This is a genomic window from Leisingera sp. ANG-M6, from assembly GCF_000813905.1.
GTDB lineage: Bacteria > Pseudomonadota > Alphaproteobacteria > Rhodobacterales > Rhodobacteraceae > Leisingera.
Genome location: NZ_JWLG01000030.1, coordinates 21,981 through 46,432, shown reverse-complemented (window position 1 = coordinate 46,432; position 24,452 = coordinate 21,981). Strand labels below are relative to the sequence as shown.

The following is a 24,452-nucleotide window of genomic DNA, read 5'->3' as shown; positions in this document are numbered from 1 at the left end:
GCCTGGGCGGGCGCGGCAGCGGGAGCCTTGGCTGCCGCCGGGGTGAGAGTGTCCGCGGCTGGGGCCTTGGGCAGCGCCTTGGACTGGGGGATGCTGCCTGCGGCGAGGCCTTGGGATTGGGCTTGGCTTTCAGGGGCTTGCTCCCCTTCAGCCGCTTGCGGCACGGCCTCAGACCTTGGGATGCGGTGGGCCTGGAGGTTGAGGCTGCTTTCGGGTGTGGGCTGCTGCGGCAGCGGGTCTGGGGTGAGTGAGATCAGCAGCGCGCCGGCGCCCGCAGCGTGGACCAGGGCAGAGGCGGCAAGCCCCAGAGCCCATATCGCCGGGGCGCGGCTCATCCGTCTGTTTCCGGGGTGACCACCAGCACCACATCGGTGAATCCCAGCGCCTCGCCCTCGGCCACCAGCGGCAGCACGTTGCGCAGTTCGGCTGTGCGGTGGGCGTTGATGCGCAGGCGTAAGGCAGGGTCGTCTGCCAAGAGGGCTGAGAGGGCAGGGGAGAGGGCGTCGCGGGCAATCGCTTTGCCGTCGAGGGCCAGGTCGCCGCTGGCGGAGACCGCGAGGGTGATGCCGCCTGCGGGCATGTCGCGGCCTGTGACCGCAGTGGCGGGGCGCACGTCGAAGGGCGCGGTGGCGTCCATGCGGCCGATCAGCATGAAGAACACCAAGAGGAAGAACACCACGTCGATCAGGGCGATGATGGTCTCAGTATGCGGGTTACGGGCGGGGCGGTTGAGTTTCACTGTGCCGCCTCCAGCCGCAAGACGCGCAGGCGGGTGACCCCGGCCAGTGCGGCGGCGTCCATCACGGTGATCAGCGCCTGGGTTTGCGCGGCACCGGAGGGGAGGATGACCACTTGGGTGAGGGGTTCGTTTGCGACTGCCGAAGTGAGAGTGGCCTGCAGTGTTTCGCTGTCCAGAGCGGAGCCGCGCAGCACCGGCACGCCGTCAGCGCCAAGGCGGATCATCAGGGTGCCGGCCGGGGTTTGGGGACTGCCCGCGGCGGTGGCCTCGGACGGTTTCACCGCCGGGATCATGTCAAGGTTCAGATAGGTGGAGGTCACCATGAAGAACACCAAGAGGATCAGCATGACGTCAATCATCGGCACCAGCGAAATCAGGGCGCGGGGTCGGGCGGGCCGGTTGATCATCATGGCGGCGTTCCCCCGTGTCAGCGCGACCCGTCGATCAGCAGCAGGCGGCCGGCGGCGCTTTCGATGGCCTGGGCGGCGGCGTCGATGCGGGCGGCGAAAAGCCCTGCGGCGATGGCGGCGGGGATGGCGACCAGCAGGCCCGCGGCGGTGGTCAGCAGCGCCTGCCAGATGCCGCCCGCGAGGACCGAGGCGTTGGCGGCGCCCTGCGCCAGTTCCAGTTCCTGAAACGACTGGATCATGCCGAGCACGGTGCCGAGCAGGCCGAGAAGGGGCGAGACCATGGCGATCAGTTCCAGGAGGCGGATGAGGGAATTCATCCGGCTCACCTCCTCATTGCCGCGACGCTGCAGTTCGTCTTGCAGGAGCGGGCCGCGCAGACCCTCCTGCAGGGCCTGCATGGCGTAGGTCATGACGCGGTCTGCGGGGGATTTGCCGCCCGCAATGCTGTCCTGTGCCTGCTTGCGGTCGCCGTCCTTCCATTGAGTCAGCGCCTGTTCGCGGGCTTGCCCGCCGGAGCGCACCGGCCAGAGCTGGATCAGTTTGACGGCAATCACCGTCAGCGACAGAAGCGACATCAGGGCCAGGATCACGATCACTGGCCCGCCGGTGCCGAGCATATCCCAGGTGCCGGCCATGGCTTATTTCACCAGCGGCGCGGCAGCGCGGGAAGTGAGCTCCAGGATCGGGAAACAGTCCATCTGATCCTCGTTCTGGGGCTGGCAGGAGGTGATGTCGTGCAGCAGGATTTCGGAGATGTTGCTGCAGGCGGTTTCCGGGATCTCAAAGAGTTTCAGGGTGGTGCGCTGGACCGGCAGGGGGGCGGCGTCGATCGACAGCAGGCGGTCGATCACCCCCTGGCCGTCGAGGATCGCCAGCGACATCTCGAAGCCTTCGAAGCTTTTGCCGGTCTGGTTGCGGAACAGGAAGAAGGCGCGGCAGCCGCCGCCCTCGATTTCTTCGGTCTTGTTCAGCTCAACGTGCAGCGGGCCGGTTTCCGCGGCGGCGGTGAGCGGCAGGCAGATCAGGGCGAGGGCAGTCAGCAGACGGGTCATGGGCATCACGGTCTCCGGGGTCCGGTGGATGCCCGGCCCGCAACCGCTGCGGGCCGGGCTGCGTTCGGGGTCAGACCAGGGCGGTCAGGGCCTTTTCAATCTTGTCCATCGCGTCGCGGGCAGAATCGAGGTCGCGGCGTTTCAGGTGCCGGGCGGCCACATGCAGCGCGCGGCCCAGCCGGTCGCGGACCTTGCCCGGGGCGCGGGCGACATTGGCCTGCAGAGACTGGGCGCGTTTGACCTGGGCGCCAAGGGAGCGCTGGTCCATTTCGCGCTGGCCGCGCTTCATCGATTTGGCCTCATCCTCGCGGTCGGCGCCGATGCGGGCCACGGCGCGTTCGATCACCACGATCATCGTCTCGGCCTCCTGCAGGCGGCCGTCGTTGATCAGGCTGACCGATTTGGCGAGGGCGCGTTTCAGCTTCAGCTCCAGCGGGCCGGGGGCGAGGCCGATGCGCGGCTGGATGCGTTTCAGGCGGCGCTTCAGCGGCGCGATGGCCTTGGCGTCGATGCCGGTGGCGGAAATGTCGGAGGCGTCTTCCTCTGTCACCTGGCCGCCGGAGGCCTCGGGTTTGAGGCTGTCCAGGAGGTTGCCGCCGTCATCGTAGAACAGCACGTTGACCTTGGCCGGGTTGCGCTTGAAGAATTTCTTGAGCTCGGTGACCATGCGCTGCGGCGCGCTTTCGCAGATCATCTCCATGTCGCCGGAACGCACCACATAGGTGCCCCAGGCCATGGGCGGGCCGCCGCCCGCATTCTTCATCGGTGTTTTCAGGGTTTCCGGTTTCTTACCCGGCTGAATCATCAGAAGCGGGTCCTTGCTGGCGTCCAGGCAGAAGGCGAAACTCATCCGCTTCTTCGCCCCCTCGCGAACCATCTCTTTGACTTCTTTGCCAGAAATACGATCAATACTCATCATTCAGCCGCTGTTGAATGCTTGGAAAAGGTTTGACATTAGGATGGCGATAAGGCTCTCTTGGGGTCAAGTTATTGTTTGAGGTTTCCGCAGGTTTAACCACCAGGCCCGAAAAGAGTGGCACCTGCTTTCCGTTACGTTACCACACAGGAACGTGACCAAAAAAGAATGCACCCAGGGGGGCGAAAGAAGATGGATCCTGCAGTATTGCTGCAATCCAAAGGGGATGATGCCCCTAGCGGTGAGAACCTCGAATATGACCCGGCTTTCACCGAGATGGAGCTGGCGGCCCAGCCGGGCGAAGAATCGGTGGTGGGCAACGAGACCATCGAGGCCACCGATCCCGACTACCGCGAAGTTCAGAAGAAGGCGCTTGAGGTGCTGGAGCGCAGCCACGATTTGCGCGCTGCCGTTTTCCTGGGCGACGCGCTGCTGCACTCCGAAGGGCTGCCCGGTTTTGCCGATGTGACCACCTATATCCGCGGCTGCCTGGAAGAGTTCTGGGAGACCTGCCATCCGGAGCTGGACGAGGACGACGGCGATCCTACGATGCGGATCAATGCGATCCAGGATCTGTGCGGCCAGCCGGACGGGATGGCGGGGGCTTCGCCGCTCTACCGGTCGCTGCGCCGGGCACCGCTGAGCGAGAGTCGCGGCTTTGGCCGGTTCTGCCTGCGCGACATCGAGATTGCCGAAGGGGTGATGGCGGCGCCGGAGGATATGGAGCATGTTCCGGACAGCGCCACCATCGGCGCGGCGTTTCAGGACAGCGACGAGGAAATCGTCGCGGCGCGGCTGGCTGCGGTCAAGACGGCGGAGGAGAACGTGCGCGCGATATCTGCCGTGTTCGACGAGCAGACGCCGGGGCAGGGCCCGGACCTGAGCGCGCTGATCAAGCTGCTGCAGCAGATCGGCAAGCGGATCGGCACCTATGCCAATCTGAGCGCCGAGGATGATGCTGCGGAAGATGAGGCGGCAGAGGATGGCGCGGAGGACAGCGGCGGCGCAGCGCCTGCTGCTGGCGGGCGGGCGATGCCGTCTGCGCCGGGCGCAATCAACTCGCACGCGGATGTGTCCAACACGCTGGACCGCATCATCAGCTACTACCGGCGGGCGGAACCTTCCAGCCCGCTGCCGATCCTGCTGGAGCGGTGCAAGCGGCTGGTGGGGGCCGACTTCCTCACCATCATGAATGACATGGCCCCGCAGGGGGTGGAGAACGTCCACCTGATCGGCGGGATTGACGAAGACGACGACTGACGGACACGGGGAATTTCTGCGGCGGAACCTGCTGCGGACCCCGTGAAAGCAAGACGAGTAAGGAGACCTAGATGGCCGGAAGTTCACAGAAATTCATTGCCCGCAACCGGGCACCAAGGGTCCAGATCGAATATGACGTGGAGCTGTATGGCGCCGAGAAGAAGGTGCAGCTGCCCTTCGTGATGGGCGTGATGAGCGACCTGGTGGGCAAATCCGAAGTGGAGCAGCCCGCCGTTGCGGACCGCAAGTTCCTGGAAATCGACGTGGACAACTTCGATGACCGGATGAAGTCGATGGCGCCGCGCGCCGCCTTCACCGTGCCCAACACGCTGACCGGCGAGGGCAACCTGGCGGTCGACATCACGTTTGAGAGCATGGACGATTTCAAGCCCGCCGCGATTGCCGCCAAGGTGGAGCCGCTGCGCGAGCTGCTGGAAGCGCGCACCCAGCTCAGCAACCTGATGACCTATATGGACGGCAAGACCGGCGCCGAGGATCTGATCTCCAAGATCATCCAGGACCCGAGCCTGCTGAAAACCCTGGCCGCGCAGCCGAAACCCGGCGGCGAAGCCGACAGCGAAGAATAAGAGCGGAGGACGAAGATGGCTGAAGAAGAACTCCAGGCGGAAGCCGCTGCCGGTGAAGCCGCCTTTGGCTCTGCCGAATTCGCGAGCCTGCTGCAGAAGGAATTCCGTCCCAAGTCGGACCAGGCCAAGACCGCTGTTGAAAGCGCGGTCAAGACCCTGGCCGAGCAGGCGCTGGCTAACACCGCGCTGATTTCCGATGACGCGCTGCGCTCGATCGAGAGCATCGTTGCGGCGATTGACGAGAAGCTGACCGAGCAGGTGAACCTGATCCTGCACAACGAGGAATTCCAGCAGCTGGAAAGCGCCTGGCGCGGTTTGCATTATCTGGTCAACAACACCGAGACCGATGAGCAGCTGAAGATCCGGGTGATGCCGATCACCAAGAAGGAAATGTCGAAGACCCTGAAGAAGTTCAAGGGCACGGCATGGGATCAGTCGCCGATCTTCAAGAAGATCTATACCGAGGAATTCAGCCAGCTGGGCGGCGAGCCCTATGGCTCCCTGGTGGCCGACTATCACTTTGACCATTCGCCGCCGGATATCGAGCTGCTGGGCGAAATGTCCAAAATTGCAGCCGCCGCGCATGCGCCGCTGATCACCGGCGCCAAGCCGACGCTGTTCCAGATGGACAGCTGGGCGGAACTGTCGAACCCGCGCGATCTGACCAAGATCTTCCAGACCCCGGAATATGCCGCATGGCGCAGCTTGCGCGACAGCGAAGATGCGAAATACGTCGGGCTCGCGATGCCGCGCTTCCTGGGCCGTCTGCCCTATGGCTCCAAGACCGATCCGGTTGAGGAGTTCGCATTCGAGGAAGACACCGCAGGTGCCGGCAGCGAGAAATACGGCTGGGTGAATGCGGCCTATGGCATGGCGGTGAATATCACCCGCTCGTTCAAGATGTACGGCTGGTGCTCGCGCATCCGCGGCGTCGAGAGCGGCGGCACGCTGGAGAACCTGCCCAGCCACACCTTCCCGACCACCGATGGCGGCGTCGATCAGAAGTGCCCGACCGAGATTGCCATCGACGACCGGCGCGAGGCGGAACTGGCGAAGAACGGCATGATGCCGCTGATCCACCGCAAGAACACCGATGTTGCGACCTTCATGGGCGCGCAGTCGCTGCACAAGCCGGCCGAATACGACGATCCGGACGCCACCGCCAACGCCAATCTGGGCGCGCGGCTGCCGTATCTGTTCGCCACATGCCGGTTCGCGCACTATCTGAAGTGCATGGTGCGGGACAAAGTCGGCTCGTTCAAAAGCCGTCAGGACATGGAGTCCTGGCTGCAGGACTGGATCAACAACTATGTTGATTTCAACGCAGACATCTCTTCGGAGACCGAGAAGGCGCGCAAACCTCTGGCCGCAGCTGAAGTGGTTGTGGAAGAGGTCGAGGGCAACCCGGGGTATTACACCTCAAAATTCTTCCTGCGCCCGCATTACCAGCTGGAGGGGCTTTCCGTCTCGCTGCGTCTGGTATCGAAACTGCCCTCGGAAAAAGGAGGCTGATTTTCCACTCCCCAGCCTTAACCAAGCATAGTGCAGTAGAGTTCAATATTTTTGAAAGGATAGCAAAATGGCTGCAAACATGTTCGTACAGATCTCGGACATCGAAGGCGATGCAACCGAGGAGAACCACAAGAAGTGGATCGTGATCCAGTCGGCGAGCTGGAACGTGGAGCGCGCGGTTGAAATGACCGACCTGGGGTCCACCCAGCGGATGCACGCGAACTCGAACTTCGGCAAGATCGAGCTGACCTCGCAGATGGGCAAGGCATCGAACGACCTGGCGCTGTCGGTTGCCAACGGTACCGTCCGTCCGGAAATCATCATGCACTGGTGCCGTTCGGGTGACAGCGCCAGCCAGGGCCTGCTGGTCTATTCGGTCTGGAAGATGAAAGACGTGGTTGTCGACAGCTACTCGATCTCTGCCAGCGAAGACGGCATTCCGGAAGAAACCTGGTCGCTGGCCTATGCTGCGATTGAGCATGAGTACAAGTCGACCAACCAGAAGACTGGTAAACTCACCACTGAAGGCACCTTCAAGTGGAACGTGCAGACCGGCAAGGTCGAGTAAACCAATTGGCGGACCCCGGGTATATTACATGCCCGGGGTCCGTTTTTTCTGACGTATTTGCAGCATCCATCCCCGTTGCGGAGTAGAGCCCCATGACCCCCGAAGAGCATCTGAAAGCTGGTGATCCCAAGGCGGCGCTGGAGGCGCTGCAAGCCAAGATCCGCGCGGATGCGAGCAATCCGAAGCTGCGGGTGTTCCTGTTCCAGCTGTTGTGCGTGCTGGGCGACTGGAACCGGGCGATTGCCCAGCTGAAGGCCGCCGCCGGGCTGGATGAAGGCGCCACGGTGATGGCGCAGGCCTACCGCGAGGCGATCATCTGCGAGGTCTACCGCGAGAAAGTGTTCGCCGGTGAAAAGTCGCCGCTGATCCTGGGCGAGCCGGAAGAATGGCTGGCACATCTGATCGAGGCGCAGAAACTGCTGGCAACCGGCAATCCCAAAGAAGCCGCCGAGCTGCGCGCCAAGGCGTTTGATGCAGCTCCGGCCAGCCCCGGTGAGGTGAACGGCAAGCGGTTTGAATGGATCGCGGACGCCGACATGCGGCTGGGTCCGGTGCTGGAGGCGGTGATCAACGGCAAATACTACTGGCTGCCGTTTTCCAAGATCGTCTCCTTTGAAGCAGAGGAACCGAGCGACCTGCGCGATGCGGTCTGGACGGCTGGCACGCTGACCCTGGCGGGCGGCGGTGAAGTGGCGGCGATGATCCCGACCCGTTATCCCGGCAGCGAGAAGGCCGACGGACTGTCGATGCTGGCACGCGCCACCGTGTGGGAGGATGCCGGCGAAGAAACTTATACCGGTCTGGGCCAGCGGCTGCTGGCGATCGGCGATGAGGACATTGCCATCATGGACGTGCGCACACTCCGGATGGATGGGCACGGCGAAGAGAATGGCTGACAAGACACTGGCCGAGCGCCTGCAGCCCTCGCTGCTGGACCGGCTGACAGACAACGCGCCTGGCGATCAGAAGGAAACCCGCGAGAGCCGGGTGATCGACCTTGTGCGGCTGCGGGAAATCATCCAGCGCGATCTGTCGTGGCTGCTGAACACCCAGAATGTCGAAAGCCATTTTGATGCGGAGAAATACCCGTCGGTGTCCAAGTCTGTGCTGAACTACGGGCTGATCGAGGTGGCGGGCGAGGCCTCGACCACGGAGAAGGCGGAGGCGATCCGCCGGTCGATCAAACGGGCGATTGCCACCTATGAGCCGCGGATCATCGAAGGCTCTGTCGACGTGCGGCTGCAGGATGGCACGGATGCGACCGAGATGACCGTGGGGCTGGAGATCCGCGCCGACATGTGGGCACAGCCGATGCCGCTGGAACTGTATCTGCGCAGCAAGGTTGATCTGACCACCGGCGAAGTTCAGATGGAAAGGGCCATGTGATGGATACACGGCTGCTGACCCATTACGAGAATGAGCTGAACTACCTGCGCGACATGGGCGCGGAATTTGCGGCGGCCTATCCCAAGATTGCGGCCCGGCTGGGCATGGAAGGGGTCGAGGTTCTTGATCCTTACGTGGAGCGGCTGCTGGAAGGCGCCGCGTTTCTGACCGCGCGGGTGCAGCTGGAACTGGAGCTGCAGTATCCGAACTTCACCTCCAACCTTCTGGAAATCATCTACCCGCATTACTTGGCGCCGACGCCCTCGATGATGATCGCGGCGTTTGAGCCGGATGTGGCGAATTCGGCGGTGAAAAGCGGCTATGTGCTGAAGCGCGGATCGACCCTGCGCTCGCGGCTGACTGAGGGCGAGCAGACGCCTTGCGAGTTCCGCACCTCTGCCGATCTGACCATGTGGCCGATCCAGATCACCGAGGCGCAGTATATTGACGGGCGCGGCGAGCTGGTGGCGGCAGGGGTTGCCACCGGGTATGACGCGCGGGCAGGCATCCGGCTGCGCATCAAGCGGATCGACGGCGATCCGATCAGCAAGCTGGAGATGGACAAGCTGTCGCTGTACCTGACCGGCGAGGCGGGCAACAGCTGGCCGCTGCTGGAACTGCTGTGCACCCAGGTGCAGGGGATTGTCGCGCGCTCCACCGACCGGCGGGCCGACTGGCAGCTGCCGCTGCGCGGTGCCAAGGTGGCGCACAAGGGATTCAGCCCCGAGGAGGCGCTGCTGCCGCTGCCGCGCCGGGTCTATGACGGCTACCGGCTGCTGCAGGAATATTTTGCGATGCCGGAGCGGTTCCGCTTTGTCGAGCTGCAGGGGCTGCAGGCGGGTCTGGAAAAATCCGCGGGCGATGAGGTGGATCTTTATATCCTGCTGCGCGAAGGGATGCCGGAGATTGCGCCGATCGTGGTGCCGGAGGTGTTCAAGCTGAACGCGGTGCCGGCCGTGAACCTGTTCGAAAAGCGTTGCGACCGGGTGCGGATTTCGCCGATTGATACCGAGCATCATGTGATTCCGAACCGCACTGCGGGCCTCGATTTCGAGATTTACGGATTGCAGAGCGTGACCGGGATCAGCGGCGAGGGGGAGGATGACGTAATTTTCCGCCCGTTCTATTCCGCCAATGATTTCACCGCAGCAGGCGAGAGCCACCCGGCCTATTACACCGTCAAGCGGCGGATGCGGCAGCGGTCGGAGAAGGAGCGCCTGCGCGGGGTACGCAGTTCCTATCTGGGATCGGAAGTGTTCCTGACGCTGGTGGACCGGGCGCAGGCGCCCTATTCCGCCGGGCTGGAGCAGCTGGCGGTCAACGCACTGTGCACCAACCGCGATCTGCCGATGCTGCTGGCGACCGGCAATGACGATGTATTCCACCTGCCCGAAGGCGGCCCGGTCAAGAAGGTGACGCTGCCGGTGTCGCCGACCCGGCCGCATCCCACCCTGGCGCAGGGCGATACCGCCTGGCGGCTGATTTCGCATCTGAGCCTCAACTATGTCTCAATCGCGGAAACCGGCAAGGGCCAGTCGGCGGAGGCGCTGCGCGAGCTGGTCGGGCTTTATGCGCCCTTGGGCGACCGGGTGACGGAAAAGCAGCTGGAGGGCATCCTGTCCGTCGGCGCCCGGCCCATCGTGCGGCGCATGACCGACGAGGTGCTGTCCACTGCGGTGCGGGGTCTCGAGATCACCCTGGGCTTTGACGAGAGCTTTTTCGAGGGAAGCAATATCTATGCGCTGGGAGCCGTGCTGGAGCGGTTCTTCCGCGGTTATGCCAGCATCAACTCGTTCACGGAGACCGTCGTGAAAACCGAAAAACGCGGGGAAATTGCCAGATGGCGACCGGAAAAGGGCCTCGGCCGGATGATCTGAGCCTCTATGGCCGGCTGGCCATGGACCCTGAAAAGCACCACGTTTTTCAGGCCCTGAGGGTATTGGAGGCGCATTTCGATGACGCCCCGCGCCTGGGCGAAAGCCGCCGGCCGCGGCAGGACCGGCTGCGTCTGGGGCAAGAGGCGGAACTGGCGTTTCCGCCCTCGACCATTGCCGCGTTCAAACCGGCGGAGGGGGACAAGCCGGCGGTGCTGACCAACCGGTTCTTCGGGCTGTTTGGCCCGCAAGGCCCGCTGCCGCTGCACCTGACCGAATACGCCCGCGACCGCAAACGCAACCACCGCGACCCGACGATGGTGGCCTTTGCCGATATGCTGACGCACCGGCTGATGAGTCTGCTCTACCGGGCCTGGACCCAAGGCTCGCCTGCGGTGAGCTTTGACCGGGCGGATGATCCGATGGCGCGCAAGGTTGCGTCGCTGATCGGATACAACGGGTTCAAATTCGGCGACCGCGATGACATGCCGGACCTCGCCAAGCTGCATTTCGCAGGCCATCTGGCGAAGGGGGCCAAGAACGCCGAGGGGCTGGTGTCGATCCTGTCGGCGTTTTTCGAGGTGCCGGTCTCCCTGGAGGAATATGTCGGCAGCTGGCTGGAACTGGAGCCGGACGACCGCTGGCAGCTGGGCTATGGCGGCCTGGGACAGACCACCAGCATCGGCGACAAGGTGTGGAGCCGCACCGCGAAATTCCGCATCCGCATCGGGCCGCTGAAACTGGAAGATTACGAACGGCTGCTGCCGGGCGGCGCGGCCCTGAACCGGCTGCGGGCAATTGTGCGGTCCTATGCCGGCGATGTGCTGGACTGGGACGTGAACCTTGTTTTGGCGGGCGACGAGGTGCCGCGGGCATCCTTGGGCGGCACCACGCGGCTGGGGCATACCAGCTGGGTGCGCTCGCGCCCGGATCCGGATGCGGATCAGCCGGATGTGAATGATTTGTACCTGTACCCGGGATTAGGCGCCGGGGCTGAGATGCCTGTAGAGGGAGGGATTTGAGATGACCGAGATCAGCCGCGTGGCGCTGTTTGGCAAATTGAACAAGCTGGGATACCAGGCCGTCGAGAGCGCAACCGTGTTCTGCAAGATGCGCGGAAACCCTTATGTGGAACTGGTGCACTGGATGCATCAGCTCTTGGCGCAGCAGGACAGCGATATGCACCGGATCATCCAGCATTACGACCTGGACACCGGCAAGATTGCCAGCGAGCTGACCCGGGCGCTGGACATGCTGCCGCGCGGTGCCTCGACGATTTCGGACCTTTCGGACCATCTGATGGACGCGATGGAACGCGGCTGGGTCTGGGGCTCGCTGCTCTATTCCGCGGGCCAGGTGCGCAGCGGCCATTTGCTCTTGGGCATGCTGAAGACGCCGGCGCTGCGCAACATCCTGTCCAACATGTCGCCGGAGCTGGCGAAGATTGGGGCTGATGATCTGGCCGATAACTTCCACGAGGCCACCGATGGCTCGCCCGAGGAACGGTTGGGGGCGCAGGACGGCTCTAATGTCACCGGCGGCGGGGCGGAACCGGGCGAGGCCTCGGGGTCGATGGCGCCGGGCGCGATGGGCAAGGGCGAGGCGCTGGAGCAGTTCTGCACCGACCTGACCGAACAGGCCCGCAATGGCGAGATCGACCCGATCGTGGGCCGGGATGAGGAAATCCGCCAGATCGTCGATATCCTGATGCGGCGGCGCCAGAACAACCCGATCCTGACCGGTGAGGCGGGCGTGGGTAAAACGGCTGTGGTCGAGGGCTTTGCGCTGCGGATCGCACGCGGCGACGTGCCGCCCGCGCTGAAGGATGTTCGCCTGCTGGTGCTGGACGTGGGTCTGCTGCAGGCCGGGGCCAGCATGAAGGGCGAGTTTGAAAACCGCCTGCGCCAGGTGATCGACGAAGTGCAGGCGAGCCCGACGCCGATTGTGATGTTCGTGGATGAAACGCACACGCTGGTTGGCGCGGGCGGCGCAGCAGGCACCGGCGATGCGGCGAACCTGCTGAAACCGGCGCTGGCGCGCGGCACCCTGCGCACCATCGGCGCCACCACCTGGGCCGAGTATAAGAAATACATCGAGAAAGACCCGGCGCTGACCCGCCGCTTCCAGGTGGTCAAGGTCGAGGAGCCGGGTATCCCGAAGGCGATCCTGATGATGCGCGGCATCGCCTCGATGCTGGAAAACCACCACCGGGTGCAGGTGCTGGACGAGGGGATCGAGGCCGCCGTCAGCCTGTCGGCGCGCTATATCCCGGCGCGGCAGCTGCCGGATAAGTCGGTGAGCCTGCTGGACACGGCCTGTGCGCGGGTCGCTGTCAGCCAGCACGCGGTGCCGGCCGAGGTTGACGACAGCCAGCGCCGGATCGAGGCGCTGACCACCGAGCTGGAGATCATCGGCCGCGACGAGACTGCAGGCTATGAGGTCGCCGACCGGCGCGAGGCGGTGGAAGCGGCCAAGGCTGCCGAAGAGGAACGGCTGGCAGGCCTGACCGAACGCTGGGACAAGGAAAAGGCGGTTGTTGAGGGCATTCTGGAGCTGCGCGCCAAGCTCCGGGAGGGGGCCGCGCCCGTGGATGCTGCCCCGGATGCTGGGGACGACGCTGCGGAGGGCGCCGCCGATAGCCCGCTGTCGGATGAAGAACGCGCCAAGCTGATGCAGGAGCTGAAGGATAAGAACGCGGAGCTGGAAGCGCTGCAAGGAGACAGCGCGCTGATCCTGCCGATTGTCGACCATCAGGCGGTGGCCTCGGTTGTCGGCGACTGGACCGGTATACCGGTGGGCCGCATGGTCAAGGACGAGATCGAGACCATCCTGAACCTGGAAGAGCGGCTGGCGCAGCGGGTGATCGGCCAGGATCACGCGATGAAGATGATCGCCAAGCGGATCCAGACCAGCCGCGCAGGGCTGGACAACCCGAACAAGCCGATTGGCGTGTTCATGCTGGCCGGTACGTCTGGCGTGGGTAAGACCGAAACCGCGCTGGCGCTGGCCGAGGTGCTGTATGGTGGTGAGCAGAATGTCATCACCATCAACATGTCGGAGTATCAGGAGGCCCACACCGTCAGCTCGCTGAAAGGCGCACCTCCCGGCTATGTCGGTTACGGTGAGGGCGGGGTGCTGACCGAAGCGGTGCGGCGCAAGCCCTATTCGGTGGTGCTGCTGGATGAGGTCGAGAAGGCGCATCCGGATGTGCATGAGATCTTTTTCCAGGTGTTCGACAAGGGCGTCATGGAAGACGGCGAAGGCCGCATCATCGACTTTAAGAACACGCTGATCCTGCTGACCTCCAACGTTGGCACCGAGACGATCATGGACTTGTGTTCCGATCCGGATCTGATGCCGGACCCGGAGGGCATGGCAAAGGCGCTGCGCGATCCGCTCTTGAAGGTGTTCCCGCCGGCGCTGCTGGGGCGTCTGGTGGCGATTCCGTACTATCCGCTCAGCCCGGAGATGATCGGCGAGATCACCAAGCTGCAGCTGGGCCGCATCCAGAAACGGGTGCAGGAGGCGCATGGGGTGCCGTTCGAATACACCGATGCGGTGGTCGAAGAGATCGTCAACCGCTGCCAGGAGCTGGACAGCGGCGGGCGGATGATCGACGCGATTGTCACCAACACCATGCTGCCGGAGATTTCCAATGAGTTCCTGCGCCGCCTTATGGAGGGTGCGGAAGTCGAGAAGGTCGCCATCGGCGTTAAGGACGGAGAGTTCACCTACGCATTCGAATGATCACACAAAACAGTAACAAGTAGGGAAGGAGTTCCTATGGTTAAACATGTTGTCATGGACATGAAGAACGTCGATGTCGGCGCGTCTGGGCTGGAGATGGTCAAGCCGCCCAAGCTGTCCTTCAAGGTTGTGGTCGAGCTCGATAAGAAAATGGAGAAGGGGGTCGAGAAAGACCCGCTTCTGCAGCAGGAGTTCCATGCCGGTGCCAGCGAGGTCTTTGAGCAGACCCGCGACACCATTGAGAAGAAGTGCAAGGTGTTCGACAAGGCCTTTGTCGAGATGGCCAACAAGGGCGCCGACAAGAAGACGATGGAAAAGCAGCTGAAGGGGCTGAACGACGCCATCAAGAACGACATCAAGGTCGGCGAGAAGGCGGCGGAGCTGGCGGCGCAGAAGGCCTGGACCAATCTGCAGAAGAAAAAGAAGGAATGGTCCAAGTTTAAGATCAAGGTGGGGGTGTCAATTGCCGGCACTTTGGCCGGTCTGGCGGTGAGCATCGCGGCGATGGCAACCTCGCCGTTTTCCGGCGGTGCGGGCGCGGCCTTTGGCATCATCGGGCTGATCAAGTCCGGCGTCACGCTGGCCAAGGACATTGGCAAGCTGGCGATCAATATCGACCAGTCCAAGACCATCCTGGTGAAGAACCTGGCGGTGGTGGAAAAGGCGGCCTCCAACAAGGCGCTGAATGCCACCAACGAGGTGTCGGCGGCGGTGTTCCAGGAGTTTCTTGGCATCTCGCAGCCGTCGGTCAAGACGGTCGAGGATGCGGCGGATACGCTGAAGGCCAAGTACGCCCAGATGGTCGTCAAGATGCACGACCTGTCGAAGAACCTGAACAAGATCCTGAAGCAGCAGGAAAAGCTGAAGAAGGAATTCCTGGCCGAGGTCGGCAAGAAGCTGAAGAAACACCCTGTCAAGGATAAGAAGACGCAGCTGGTGATGATCAGCAAGGCGCTGGATACGGCGTTGGCGAAAAACTATGCCGAGGTGCAGAACGCGATCGACAAGATCCAGATCATGTATGCCGATGCCCGCGGCTGGGCCAACAACATCAAGGACCTGATGAAGCGGGTGAAGGCGCTGACGATCAAAGACCCCAAGGCGCTGAAGGTGTTCCGCGAAGGGCTGAAATTTGCAGCTCTGGCACTGTCGCCGATCGACGGCAACTCGATTGCCACCGGCGCCAAGGATCTGGCCCTGGGTGTGGGCGGCGCGGTGGGTGGCTACGCCTATGACAAAATCACCAGCAAGGTGCTGGACGGGACTGTGTTCGACGCGGCCTGAAACTGAAAAAGACCACCGGGCGCATTCTGCGCCCGGACAACTGAAAGACCGGTGGAGAAGTACCTTGGACAGCAGCGCGCAATCCGCAGAGACGCTTCGGGACAAGGCCCGCGAATTTGTCGAGCGCAGGTCGGTGACCAATGCCATTCTGGGCATCATCATCTTTAACGCCATCACGCTGGGCCTCGGCACCTCTGCTGCGGTGCGGGCGCATGCGGGCGGGCTGCTGGATGTGATCGACACCACCGTACTGGCAATCTTTGTGCTGGAGCTGGCGCTGAAGCTGTTTGCTTACGGCTGGCGGTTCTTTTCCTCGGCCTGGAATATCTTTGACCTTGTCGTCGTCTCCTTCGGCCTGTTCCCGGACAGCCAGGGCCTGTCGGCGCTGCGCGGCCTGCGGGTGGTGCGGGCGCTGCGGCTCTTGTCGGTCATTCCGCAGATGCGTGCCGTTGTTCAGGCGCTGCTGGACGCGCTGCCCGGCATGGGCGCGGTGATCGTGATGATCTCCATCGTGTTCTACGTCTTCGGGGTGATGGCGACGATGATGTACGGCGCTGCCTTTGACGAATGGTTCGGCACGCTGGGCCGGTCGCTCTATTCGCTGTTCCAGATCATGACACTGGAAAGCTGGTCGATGGGCATCGTGCGCCCGGTGATGGAGGAGTTCCCCTTCGCCTGGTCGTTCTTTGTGCCGTTCATCGTGATCACCGCCTTTTCCGTTTTGAACCTGTTCATCGGCCTTTTGGTCAACACCATGCAATCCGCGGTGGAAGCGGATGCAGAGGCAGAGTTCGAGAAGCTGCGCGAACTGGTGAAGTCAGAGACGGATGTGGTGGATGAGCATGTCCGGGAGATGCATGAGGAGATCAAGGCGCTGAGGGCTGAGCTGGCCGAGCTGAAAGGGCAGGGCAATGGCTGACAGCTCGCAGAAATTCATCGCCCGGAACCGGGCGCCCAGGGTCCAGATTGAATATGACGTGGAGCTCTATGGCGCCGAGAAGAAGGTGCAGCTGCCTTTTGTCATGGGGGTGATGAGCGACCTGGTTGGCAAGTCCATGGTTGAGCAGCCCGCGGTGGCGGACCGCAAGTTCCTAGAGATCGACGTTGATAATTTTGATGAGCGGATGAAGGGCCTGGCGCCGCGCGCCGCCTTCACCGTGCCCAACACGCTGACCGGCGAGGGCAACCTGGCGGTGGATCTGACGTTTGAGAGCATGGCGGATTTCGCGCCCGGTGCGATTGCCGCCAAGGTGGATGCGCTGCGCCCGCTGCTGGAGGCGCGCACCCAGCTGCAGAACCTGATGGCCTATATGGACGGCAAAACCGGGGCCGAGACGCTGATCGAGACGATCCTGAATGATCCGTCGTTGCTGGCGGCGGTGTCTGCACCCGCCGCGGATGCAGAGAGTGCCGCGGCGCTGGACAGCCTGCGCAATCTGGAACTGCCGGAGGAAGAGGCGGACACCACGGGTGACGTGCTGGCCGGCCTTGCCGCGCAGGCGCCAGAAGATACCGCGCCTGAGGACACATCCGGCGGGGTTCTGGATGCGCTGCGCGACGCCGCGCCGGAAGCTGCGGAGCCGGAAGACACGTCAGCGGACGTGCTGGCCGGTTTGAGCGCGGCGGCGCCTGAGGACACAGACCAGCCGGATGAAGCCGCAGATGCCCTGGCGTCGCTGGCCGCGGCTGAGGTTCCGGAGACTGTTGAGGAAGATACCTCTGCGTCGGTGCTGGAGGGGCTGGCCCAGGCTGACCTTCCGGAAGAAGAGGAAGACACGTCCGGTGAGGTGCTGGCCGGGCTTTCCGCACAGGCCCCGGAAGAAGCTGAAGCAGAGGATGGCTCCGGCAGCGTTCTGGATGACTTGCGGGCTGCTGAGCCTGAGCAGGCTGAAACGGATGATGGGTCCGCTGATGTGCTGGCGGGCCTGAGCGCTGCCGCACCCGAAGAAGAAGACCAGGGCGATGAGGCCGGAGAGGCGCTGGCCTCGCTCGCGGGCGCTGAGGTTCCTGAGGCTGAAGAGGACGATCAGACGGATTCTGTCCTCGAAGGGCTGGCGCAGGCGGACCTCCCCGAAGAGGACGAGGACACCTCTGGCGATGTGCTGGCCGGGCTGGCGGCGCAGGATGTGGAGGAGGCGGCCGAAGAAGATACCGCGGGAGCGGCGCTGGAAAGCCTGGCGTCCGTTGAAGTGACTGACGCGGAAGAAGAGGATCACGCTGGTGTGCTGGATGCGCTGGCGGATCTGGATGTGCCGGAAGAAGCCGATACGGCGGCTGATGATGCGCTGGAGAGCCTCGCCTCTGTCGAGATTGCGGAGGATGGCGAAGAAGACCATTCCGGCGTTCTGGATGCGTTGGCAGATGCAGCGGTGGAAGAAGATGAAGACACCGCAGCGGAGGATGCGCTCGAAAGCCTTGCCGCTTTGGAGACCGGCGATGACGCGGAAGAAGACACTGCGGGCGCAGCTTTGGAGAGCCTTGCGGCTGCGGATGTGCCGGACGCTGACGAGGAAGAGGACCATGCCTCGGTTCTGGATGAGCTGGCCGCGATCGAGGTGGAGGATGAGGCCGATGATGCTGCGGGCGCCGCGCTGGAGAGCCTTGCAGCCGCAGAGGTGGCTGAGACTGAAGATGAGGACCATTCGGACATTCTGGAGGGGCTGGCAGATCTGGAACCGGACGCGGCTGAGGAGGAGGATGACTCTGGTGCGGCTTTGGAAAGCCTGGCTGCGGTGGATGTTGCCGAAGACGAAGATGACGATGTTTCCGATGTTCTGACCGGGCTTGCAGATACGGATCTGGCAGAGGAAGACAGCGGCGAAGAGGCCGCTGCGGCCCTGGAGAGCCTGGCGGACGCGGTTGTGTCCGATGATGAAGAAGACGCCGGACTGGACGATGTGCTTGATGGGCTGCTGCAGGAGGCGCCCGGGGAGGACGAAACCGCCAGCGATACCGAAGATGCGCTGGAAAGCCTCGCCGCAGTTGAGATCGAAGATGCGGAAGATGACGGCTCCGATGATATTCTGGACGGTCTGCTTGACGCTGCGCCAGAAGAGGAAGACGCGGAAGGCGACGATCTGAGCGCTGTTCTGGACGGTCTTGATGCGCCCGAAGAAACCGGAGAGGCGGAGGATGCCGGGGATATCCTGGCCGGGCTGGCAGAAGGCGCGCCTGAGGAAGACACTAATGCTGGCACTGATCTGGATGACATCCTGGGCGGTCTTGAGGAACCGGAGGACGACGCCGGCGAAGAGGATCTGAGCGCGGCGCTGGATACGCTGGAGGCTCCTGAGGCAGCTGAAACCGAAGACAGCGGTCTGGACGATCTGCTTGCGGATCTTGGCAGTGATGAACCGGAAGAGGCCGCGGAGGATGGCGCTGATGATGTGCTGGCAGGCCTCGCGGACGCTGGCATTGAAGAGGATGCTGAAAGCGGCGGGGCCGATTTGGAGGCCTTGCTGGCGGATGGCGATGAGGCGGAAGACTCCGCCGAAGACAGCGATCTGGACAGCCTGTTGGGAGACCTGGGCGGCGAGGATGATGCCGCGGACGAACTTGATGCGCTTATGAGCGGTGCAGAGGAAGAGACCGTAACTGAGGCCGCTGACGGCGAAGACAGTTTGGATGATCTTCTGGGCAGTCTGGATGCGGCTGAAGAGGAAGACACAGACAGTTCTGATCTTGATGCGCTTTTGGCTGGCGATGAGGACTCTGCTGGGGCTGAGGATGATCTGGACGCCTTGCTGGGCGGTTTGGACGAGCCGGAAGAGAGTGCCCCGGAGGAAACGGATAGCAGCGCGGACGCCGGTGAGGATGACCTGGACGCGCTGCTTGGCGGTCTGGATGAGGACGAGGCCGGCGGGGACGCCAGCCTGGATGACCTGCTGGGCGATCTTGGCAGCGATGAGGAAGACGACGGCGATCTGGATGGTCTGCTGGCGGGGCTTGGCGAGGAAGCGGAAGCCGAAGAGGCAGAGGACGCGGACAGTGCCGAAGACGACCTCGATGCGCTGCTGGGCGGTCTGGGGGACGCAGATGCGGATATTGACAGCCTGATGGGCGGTGACAGCGGGGATATGGACCTGGATGATCTGCTTGGCGATTTAGGCGGTGACGACGAGGACACCGCCGAGGCCGGCGGCGATGATCTGGATGCGCTTCTGGGGGATCTGGACGAGGGCGGCGATGAACCGGCTGCGGCAGAGGCCTCAGATGAGCCAGAGTTTGCCTATGGCACCATGAGCGCGGAGCGGCCGGCTGCGCAGAAGCTTGAGCGCAAGCGGTTCCGGATGGCGATCCTGGGCGACTTCTCAGGCCGCGCGGCCAAGGGGATTATCGAAACTGGCGATGCGCTGGCAGCGCGCAAGGCGGTGCTGCTGGATCCGGATACGGTTGAGGACGTGATCGAGAGCTTCGCCACCGAACTGGTGCTGCCGATCGGCAAGGACGGTGCGGGCATTGCGGTCAAGCTGGAGGACCTGGACGGGCTGCACCCGGATGAGCTGTATGAAAACGTGGAGCTGTTTTCCGAGCTGGTTGGCCTGCGCAAGCAATTGCAAAGCGGTGCAACGGCGGATCATGCAGCCAAGACGCTGAAAGCCTGGGCGGAGAAATTCGGCACCAAGGCGCGGGCGCCGAAACGGACCTCGGCCGGGAATTCTGTGCCGGCGGACAAGCGTCTGAGCGCCTTTCAGCAGTTAATCGGCGACACCGGCAACACGCTGCGCGAAGCCTCCCCGGTGGAGGATTTGCTGGCGCGCGTTGTGGGGCCGCATATCCGGGCACTGCCAGATCCCGATGTGGCGGCGATGCAGAAGGCGGTGGATGAGGCGCTGTCAGATGCGATGCGGCTGGTGCTGCATCACCCGGAGTTCCAGTCGGTGGAAGCGCAGTGGCGCTCGCTGGATCTGATGGCGCGGTCGATTGAAGCGGACGATACGCTGGATGTGATGCTCTATGACATCTCGGCAGAGGAGCTGGCGGCGGATCTGGCCGCCGAAGACGACTTGTCCAAGACCGGTTTCGTGCGGCTGTTGACCGAGGAACCCCTGGACGAGGAGAACGGGCGCGGCGGCTATTCGGCGCTGATCGGGATGTATCAGTTCGAGGAAACCCCGCCGCATGCCGAATTGCTGGGCCGGATCGCGCGGGTGGCGGCGCATGTGGACGCGCCTTTCTTTGCCTCCATTTCGCCGGAGTTCCTGAAAACGCCCAAGGCGGAGCGTCCCAAGCTGGTGGCCGATGCCTGGAACACGCTACAGGGGATGGCGGAGGCAGGCCATCTGGGGCTGGCCAGCCCGCGGTTCCTGCTGCGCAGGCCTTATGGTGAAAAAACCGATCCCTGCTATGAGTTTGATTTCGAGGAGTTTACCGAAACGGAAGGCCTGAAGGGTATGCTTTGGGCCAATCCGGTGGTGCTGGTGGCGATCCTGCTGGGGCGATCGTTCACGGAACACGGGCCGTCGCTGCAGCTGGGTAAAATTATGTCTCTGGGAGGGATGCCCTATCATTATGTGAACGACAAGTTCGGCGACCAGGTGGCGCTGCCCTGCACCGAGCGCAATATCGATCTGGACAAGATCGCATTGGCGCAGGAACGCGGGTTCATGGCGGTGAGCGCGGTCAAGGGGCGGGACGAGGTGCGGCTGACCTCGTTCAACTCTCTGAAGGGCGGCGAGATTCTGGGGCCCTGGACCGGATTGCCGGCGCCGGAGCCCTCGCCGCCGGATCCGCGCGGGCTGCCGAAGCCCAAACCGCCTGCGGATAGCGGCGGTGATGAAGACGAAGACCTGGATCTTGATTTGGATTTGGGCGGAGACGATGAGGACGATCTCGGCCTGGATGATCTTGATTTCGGAGGCGATGACGGGGATGACGATGGCCTCGGGGATCTGGATGACTTGTTGTCGTCGTTTGGGGATGACGATGATGACGACGGTGGGGATGATGATGACGAAATGGATGCGGACCTCGCCGCGCTTTTGGATGATTTGTGATGCGAATGTTTGAGAACACTGCCGGCGATTACCGGCTCCGTTCCCGTCACGGAAAGGAGGAGACATGGTTGTAAGCAAGGGCCATGAAAATGACCTCGCCTGGATGTCGGGGACATATTCCACCGACGGCCTGATGATGAGCCGGGCGATTGTGCGCGAAGGGCTTAGCAAGCTCACCGAGACAACGATCGAGTTTGCTGCGACCAAGGCCCAGCCCAAGCTGGAAGACCTGGTCGGCAAGCAGATGAACGTGCATGTGATGCGCCAGCAGACGGAGCATCAGTTCAACGGCATCTGCGTTTCGGTTGAGCATCTGGGGTTCCGCAATGGGTACGAGATGTTCGTGGCCGAGGTGCGCCCCTGGTTCTGGATGCTGACGCGGACCTGCGATTTGCGGGTGTACCAGGACAAGAGCACGGTCGAGATCATCAAGCAGCTGTTCGGCGAATACGGGTTCAGCGATTTTACCGACAAGCTGAGCGACAGCTATGAAAAGCGGGAATATTGCCTGCAGTACCGCGAGAGCGACTTTGATTTCCTGTGCCGCCTGATGGAGGAAGAGGGGATCTACTACTACTTTGAGAGCCCGGTCGGGGAGACCTCGCGCGAGAAGCTTATTCTGTGCGACGGGGTCAGCGGCCATTCTCCGATCAGCGGCGGATCAACCGTTGAATTTCACGCCCGCGATGACAGCGACAGGCGGCGCGAAGAGCATATTTCCGAGTGGACCAAGGATGAGCGCGTGACCCGCGGCAAGGTTACGCTGAACGATTTTGACTTCCTGACGCCGTCAGCGGATCTCAAGGCCACATCGTCGATCCAGAAGGGCCAGCATTCCTACAAGAGTTACGAGGTCTACGACTACCAGGGGCATTACCGGAAGAATTCCGGCCTGGGCAACAAGCTGGCGCGGGTGCAAATGGAGGCCGAGGCCATCAAGCACATCCGCTGGCGCGGAGCCTCCAGCGTGCCGACTTTGGTCACGGGCTGCACCTTTACCATGAAAGAGCACCCGGTGAGCGAAAACAACAAGGAATACCTGGTGATTGATGCGGAGCATCACATCAAGGTGGCTTGGGACTATGGCGAGCGGGAAAGCCAGAAGAAGAAGGAAGTTGCGACCAAAGGCGCGATGCGCCGCGACCTGAAGCCGAGGAACATGGAAGTGCCGGAGGAGATGGAGCATGATGTCTATGCCTCCACCTTTGGTGCGATCCTGAAAGCCGATCAGTTCCGGGCGCCGCTGGTGACACCCTGGCCTGAGGTGCAGGGTCTGCAGACGGCCACCGTGGTGGGCCAGAGCGGCGAGGAAATCTGGACCGACGAGCATGGCCGCATCAAGATTCAGTTCCATTGGGACCGCGAGGGCAAGAAAAACGAAACATCCTCGTGCTTTGTTCGGGTGATGACGCCTTGGTCCGGCAAGAATTGGGGCATGGTGGCCGTTCCGCGGATGGGACAGGAGGTTGTGATCCAGTTCGAGGACGGCAACCCTGACCGGCCGATCTGCACCGGCATGCTTTACAATGCCGAAACGATGCCGCCCTATACCTACCCCGCTGATCAGACCCAGCTGGGGATTAAGACCAATTCGTCAAAGGGCGGGGGCGGCTATAACGAGCTGATGTTCGACGACAAGAAAGACAGCGAACTGATGCGGGTGCAGGCCGAGAAGGATCACCAGATGCTGGTCAAGGACCGCTCAACGGTGACGGTGGGGCTGGATGCGCCCGACCCCGAAGTGACCTCTGCGGATGAGAAGAGCTATGTGTTCACGGTCCAGCAGCATATGACTGAAACCGTGCACCAGGGCGACCGGACTGAAGTCGTTGAGACCGGCGACAAGTCCGAGACCATCCAGACCGGCAACATGACCCTGGATGTGGATACCGGCAATCTGACCGAGACCATCGCCAAGGGGAACCATTCGGAAACCGTGTCGCTGGGCAATCTGACAGTGGATGTGACAGCGGGCAAGATCGCGATGAGCGCAGGACAGGAGATCAAGCTGACCGTGGGTGCTTCCGAAGTGAAGATCGATAACTCCGGCGTTTCCATCAAAGGGCCGATGATCAAGATCGAAGGCACCGGTATGGTTGAGGCAAAAGCGCCGATGACCACCGTCAAAGGCGAGGCCATGCTGACCCTGAAGGGCGGCCTCACGATGATCAACTAGGCGGGTGCAGATGTCGGCAAGATTTGAAAAGCTGGTGAAAATGCCTGCTGACCCGGTGGCCAAGCTGCTGTCGCGGGCAAATGTCATCCTGAAGACCCCGCTGGAGGCGCCGCCTACGGCGCTGGCGGGGGTTGTGCTGGAAGAGCTGGAGCGCAAGGGCGCATTGGTCGATCTCTTGCGCACGCTGGCGGTGCTGCTGCCCCCGCGGGAGCGGGTGTGGTGGGCCTGCCTGGCAGCGCGCGATTACATCGGGCCGCGCTCCGACAAGGACCCTGCCTCGCTGACCGCGTCGGAGGCTTGGGTGTTCGATCCCACGGAAGAGAACCGCGACAAAGCGCGGATCACCCTGGATCATGCCTATGTGGATGATGACACAGTGAATTGCGCGCTGGCGGTGCTCTATGCGGCCGGAACGCTGGGACCCGGAGAATTGAATCAATATCCTGCCCCGGCAGGGGCCTCTGAGGCGGCTGCCTTTGCCATGAATATGGTGGCCTTGGGTCAATTGTCTGATAAGTTTGAAGAACACGGCGCCGTTCTAATAGAGCGGGCGCTGGATATTGCGCGCGGCGGCAAAGGGCAGGTGATCGAGGTCCCGCTGCACGCCGCGCAGGACTGAATGGGAGGGTTGTAACAGATGGGAATGCCACAGGCCCGGGTGACGGATCTGCATGCCTGCATGCTGCCCTCCACCCCGCCGCCGCCGGTGCTGCCGGTGCCGACACCGATTCTGCCGCCTTGCGCGGTGACTGTGCTGGTGGCCAATCTGCCGGCCGCGCGGCTTACCGACATGTGCACCGCAGCGCCATCGCCGCACCCGATCATCAAGGGGTCGGCAACGGTGCTGATCAACAACCTGCCGGCCGCGCGCATCTTGGACAGCACCGCCTGCGGCGGCATGGTTGCCAAGGGTGAAGTCACCGTTCTGGTGGGAGGATAAGCCCA

Annotated in this window: 20 protein-coding genes and 2 pseudogenes; 16 read left to right on the top strand and 6 right to left on the bottom strand. The window is 62.8% G+C overall.

The window, feature by feature from the left end:
- From RA24_RS22690 to RA24_RS20810, 6 genes and pseudogenes are all read right to left on the bottom strand, one after another.
- Window positions 1-335: pseudogene (locus RA24_RS22690) on the bottom strand (hypothetical protein); the annotation flags it as partial.
- Window positions 332-739 (bottom strand): ExbD/TolR family protein, encoded by a 408-nt coding sequence (locus tag RA24_RS20830; RefSeq protein WP_039194113.1) that lies wholly within the window; start codon window positions 737-739, stop codon window positions 332-334. The gene RA24_RS20830 and the pseudogene RA24_RS22690, both read right to left, overlap by 4 nt.
- The gene (locus RA24_RS20825) at window positions 736-1,149 is read right to left on the bottom strand and encodes an ExbD/TolR family protein (RefSeq protein ID WP_039194111.1); all 414 of its coding nucleotides are present in this window, start codon (window positions 1,147-1,149) and stop codon (window positions 736-738) included. Before RA24_RS20825 ends, RA24_RS20830 begins: the two co-directional genes overlap by 4 nt.
- Before the next feature lie 17 nt (window positions 1,150-1,166).
- The gene (locus RA24_RS20820; protein WP_019294464.1) at window positions 1,167-1,784 is read right to left on the bottom strand and encodes a MotA/TolQ/ExbB proton channel family protein; all 618 of its coding nucleotides are present in this window, start codon (window positions 1,782-1,784) and stop codon (window positions 1,167-1,169) included.
- A gap of 3 nt (window positions 1,785-1,787) precedes the next feature.
- Complete coding sequence (locus RA24_RS20815) at window positions 1,788-2,207, bottom strand: hypothetical protein (protein ID WP_019294463.1); 420 nt, start codon at window positions 2,205-2,207, stop codon at window positions 1,788-1,790.
- A gap of 64 nt (window positions 2,208-2,271) precedes the next feature.
- The gene (locus RA24_RS20810; protein WP_241480983.1) at window positions 2,272-3,120 is read right to left on the bottom strand and encodes a hypothetical protein; all 849 of its coding nucleotides are present in this window, start codon (window positions 3,118-3,120) and stop codon (window positions 2,272-2,274) included.
- A gap of 189 nt (window positions 3,121-3,309) precedes the next feature.
- On the opposite strand from RA24_RS20810, the gene tssA reads away from it, so the two are divergent.
- The 16 genes and pseudogenes from tssA (at window position 3,310) to RA24_RS20735 (ending at window position 24,447) form a co-directional block, all read left to right on the top strand.
- Window positions 3,310-4,377 carry a type VI secretion system protein TssA gene (tssA, locus tag RA24_RS20805; protein ID WP_019294461.1) on the top strand — a complete coding sequence of 356 codons (1,068 nt, stop codon included), beginning with the start codon at window positions 3,310-3,312 and terminating at the stop codon, window positions 4,375-4,377.
- Between the two features lie 71 nt (window positions 4,378-4,448).
- Complete coding sequence (gene tssB, locus RA24_RS20800) at window positions 4,449-4,964, top strand: type VI secretion system contractile sheath small subunit (RefSeq protein ID WP_039137234.1); 516 nt, start codon at window positions 4,449-4,451, stop codon at window positions 4,962-4,964.
- Window positions 4,965-4,979: 15 nt separating this feature from the next.
- The gene (gene tssC, locus RA24_RS20795) at window positions 4,980-6,476 is read left to right on the top strand and encodes a type VI secretion system contractile sheath large subunit (RefSeq protein ID WP_039150165.1); all 1,497 of its coding nucleotides are present in this window, start codon (window positions 4,980-4,982) and stop codon (window positions 6,474-6,476) included.
- A 79-nt stretch (window positions 6,477-6,555) separates the two neighbouring features.
- Window positions 6,556-7,044 (top strand): Hcp family type VI secretion system effector, encoded by a 489-nt coding sequence (locus RA24_RS20790; RefSeq protein WP_152610560.1) that lies wholly within the window; start codon window positions 6,556-6,558, stop codon window positions 7,042-7,044.
- 92 nt (window positions 7,045-7,136) lie between these two features.
- A complete protein-coding gene (locus RA24_RS20785; RefSeq protein ID WP_019294621.1) occupies window positions 7,137-7,940 on the top strand; it encodes a type VI secretion system accessory protein TagJ in 804 nt (267 codons plus the stop codon).
- Window positions 7,933-8,430, top strand: coding sequence for a type VI secretion system baseplate subunit TssE (gene tssE, locus RA24_RS20780; RefSeq protein ID WP_019294622.1), 498 nt, complete (start codon window positions 7,933-7,935; stop codon window positions 8,428-8,430). Before RA24_RS20785 ends, tssE begins: the two co-directional genes overlap by 8 nt.
- Window positions 8,430-10,307 (top strand): type VI secretion system baseplate subunit TssF, encoded by a 1,878-nt coding sequence (gene tssF / locus RA24_RS20775; protein ID WP_039194109.1) that lies wholly within the window; start codon window positions 8,430-8,432, stop codon window positions 10,305-10,307. The genes tssE and tssF overlap by 1 nt, the downstream gene beginning before the upstream one ends.
- Window positions 10,271-11,326, top strand: a complete 1,056-nt coding sequence (gene tssG / locus RA24_RS20770; protein ID WP_039194108.1) for a type VI secretion system baseplate subunit TssG — start codon at window positions 10,271-10,273, stop codon at window positions 11,324-11,326. The genes tssF and tssG overlap by 37 nt, the downstream gene beginning before the upstream one ends.
- A 1-nt stretch (window position 11,327) precedes the next feature.
- The gene (gene tssH / locus RA24_RS20765; protein WP_039194106.1) at window positions 11,328-14,051 is read left to right on the top strand and encodes a type VI secretion system ATPase TssH; all 2,724 of its coding nucleotides are present in this window, start codon (window positions 11,328-11,330) and stop codon (window positions 14,049-14,051) included.
- A gap of 36 nt (window positions 14,052-14,087) precedes the next feature.
- Window positions 14,088-15,335: a hypothetical protein gene (locus tag RA24_RS20760; RefSeq protein ID WP_241480982.1), complete on the top strand. Its 1,248-nt coding sequence runs from the start codon at window positions 14,088-14,090 to the stop codon at window positions 15,333-15,335.
- Window positions 15,336-15,399: 64 nt separating this feature from the next.
- The gene (locus RA24_RS20755; protein WP_019294627.1) at window positions 15,400-16,254 is read left to right on the top strand and encodes an ion transporter; all 855 of its coding nucleotides are present in this window, start codon (window positions 15,400-15,402) and stop codon (window positions 16,252-16,254) included.
- Window positions 16,247-16,744, top strand: a pseudogene (gene tssB, locus RA24_RS22855) (type VI secretion system contractile sheath small subunit); the annotation flags it as partial. The gene RA24_RS20755 and the pseudogene tssB (RA24_RS22855), both read left to right, overlap by 8 nt.
- A 2,157-nt stretch (window positions 16,745-18,901) precedes the next feature.
- Window positions 18,902-21,331: a type VI secretion system contractile sheath domain-containing protein gene (locus tag RA24_RS22850; protein WP_342586325.1), complete on the top strand. Its 2,430-nt coding sequence runs from the start codon at window positions 18,902-18,904 to the stop codon at window positions 21,329-21,331.
- Between the two features lie 64 nt (window positions 21,332-21,395).
- Entirely contained in the window at window positions 21,396-23,507 is a 2,112-nt protein-coding gene (locus RA24_RS20745; protein ID WP_039137223.1) for a type VI secretion system Vgr family protein, read from the top strand.
- Between the two features lie 10 nt (window positions 23,508-23,517).
- The gene (locus RA24_RS20740) at window positions 23,518-24,126 is read left to right on the top strand and encodes a DUF6931 family protein (protein WP_039137220.1); all 609 of its coding nucleotides are present in this window, start codon (window positions 23,518-23,520) and stop codon (window positions 24,124-24,126) included.
- 18 nt (window positions 24,127-24,144) lie between these two features.
- Window positions 24,145-24,447, top strand: a complete 303-nt coding sequence (locus RA24_RS20735) for a PAAR domain-containing protein (RefSeq protein WP_039137217.1) — start codon at window positions 24,145-24,147, stop codon at window positions 24,445-24,447.
- Window positions 24,448-24,452 lie beyond the last annotated feature (5 nt).

What these genes read in the sequence shown, in the direction of transcription:
- RA24_RS20825 (WP_039194111.1), bottom strand. Translation starts at nt 1,149, where the DNA reads ATGATGATCAACCGGCCCGCCCGACCCCGCGCCCTGATTTCGCTGGTG.
- RA24_RS20820 (WP_019294464.1), bottom strand. Translation starts at nt 1,784, where the DNA reads ATGGCCGGCACCTGGGATATGCTCGGCACCGGCGGGCCAGTGATCGTG.
- RA24_RS20815 (WP_019294463.1), bottom strand. Translation starts at nt 2,207, where the DNA reads ATGCCCATGACCCGTCTGCTGACTGCCCTCGCCCTGATCTGCCTGCCG.
- RA24_RS20810 (WP_241480983.1), bottom strand. Translation starts at nt 3,120, where the DNA reads ATGATGAGTATTGATCGTATTTCTGGCAAAGAAGTCAAAGAGATGGTT.
- tssA (WP_019294461.1), top strand. Translation starts at nt 3,310, where the DNA reads ATGGATCCTGCAGTATTGCTGCAATCCAAAGGGGATGATGCCCCTAGC.
- tssB (WP_039137234.1), top strand. Translation starts at nt 4,449, where the DNA reads ATGGCCGGAAGTTCACAGAAATTCATTGCCCGCAACCGGGCACCAAGG.
- tssC (WP_039150165.1), top strand. Translation starts at nt 4,980, where the DNA reads ATGGCTGAAGAAGAACTCCAGGCGGAAGCCGCTGCCGGTGAAGCCGCC.
- RA24_RS20790 (WP_152610560.1), top strand. Translation starts at nt 6,556, where the DNA reads ATGTTCGTACAGATCTCGGACATCGAAGGCGATGCAACCGAGGAGAAC.
- RA24_RS20785 (WP_019294621.1), top strand. Translation starts at nt 7,137, where the DNA reads ATGACCCCCGAAGAGCATCTGAAAGCTGGTGATCCCAAGGCGGCGCTG.
- tssE (WP_019294622.1), top strand. Translation starts at nt 7,933, where the DNA reads ATGGCTGACAAGACACTGGCCGAGCGCCTGCAGCCCTCGCTGCTGGAC.
- tssF (WP_039194109.1), top strand. Translation starts at nt 8,430, where the DNA reads ATGGATACACGGCTGCTGACCCATTACGAGAATGAGCTGAACTACCTG.
- tssG (WP_039194108.1), top strand. Translation starts at nt 10,271, where the DNA reads ATGGCGACCGGAAAAGGGCCTCGGCCGGATGATCTGAGCCTCTATGGC.
- tssH (WP_039194106.1), top strand. Translation starts at nt 11,328, where the DNA reads ATGACCGAGATCAGCCGCGTGGCGCTGTTTGGCAAATTGAACAAGCTG.
- RA24_RS20760 (WP_241480982.1), top strand. Translation starts at nt 14,088, where the DNA reads ATGGTTAAACATGTTGTCATGGACATGAAGAACGTCGATGTCGGCGCG.
- RA24_RS22850 (WP_342586325.1), top strand. Translation starts at nt 18,902, where the DNA reads ATGAGCGGTGCAGAGGAAGAGACCGTAACTGAGGCCGCTGACGGCGAA.
- RA24_RS20745 (WP_039137223.1), top strand. Translation starts at nt 21,396, where the DNA reads ATGGTTGTAAGCAAGGGCCATGAAAATGACCTCGCCTGGATGTCGGGG.
- RA24_RS20740 (WP_039137220.1), top strand. Translation starts at nt 23,518, where the DNA reads ATGTCGGCAAGATTTGAAAAGCTGGTGAAAATGCCTGCTGACCCGGTG.
- RA24_RS20735 (WP_039137217.1), top strand. Translation starts at nt 24,145, where the DNA reads ATGGGAATGCCACAGGCCCGGGTGACGGATCTGCATGCCTGCATGCTG.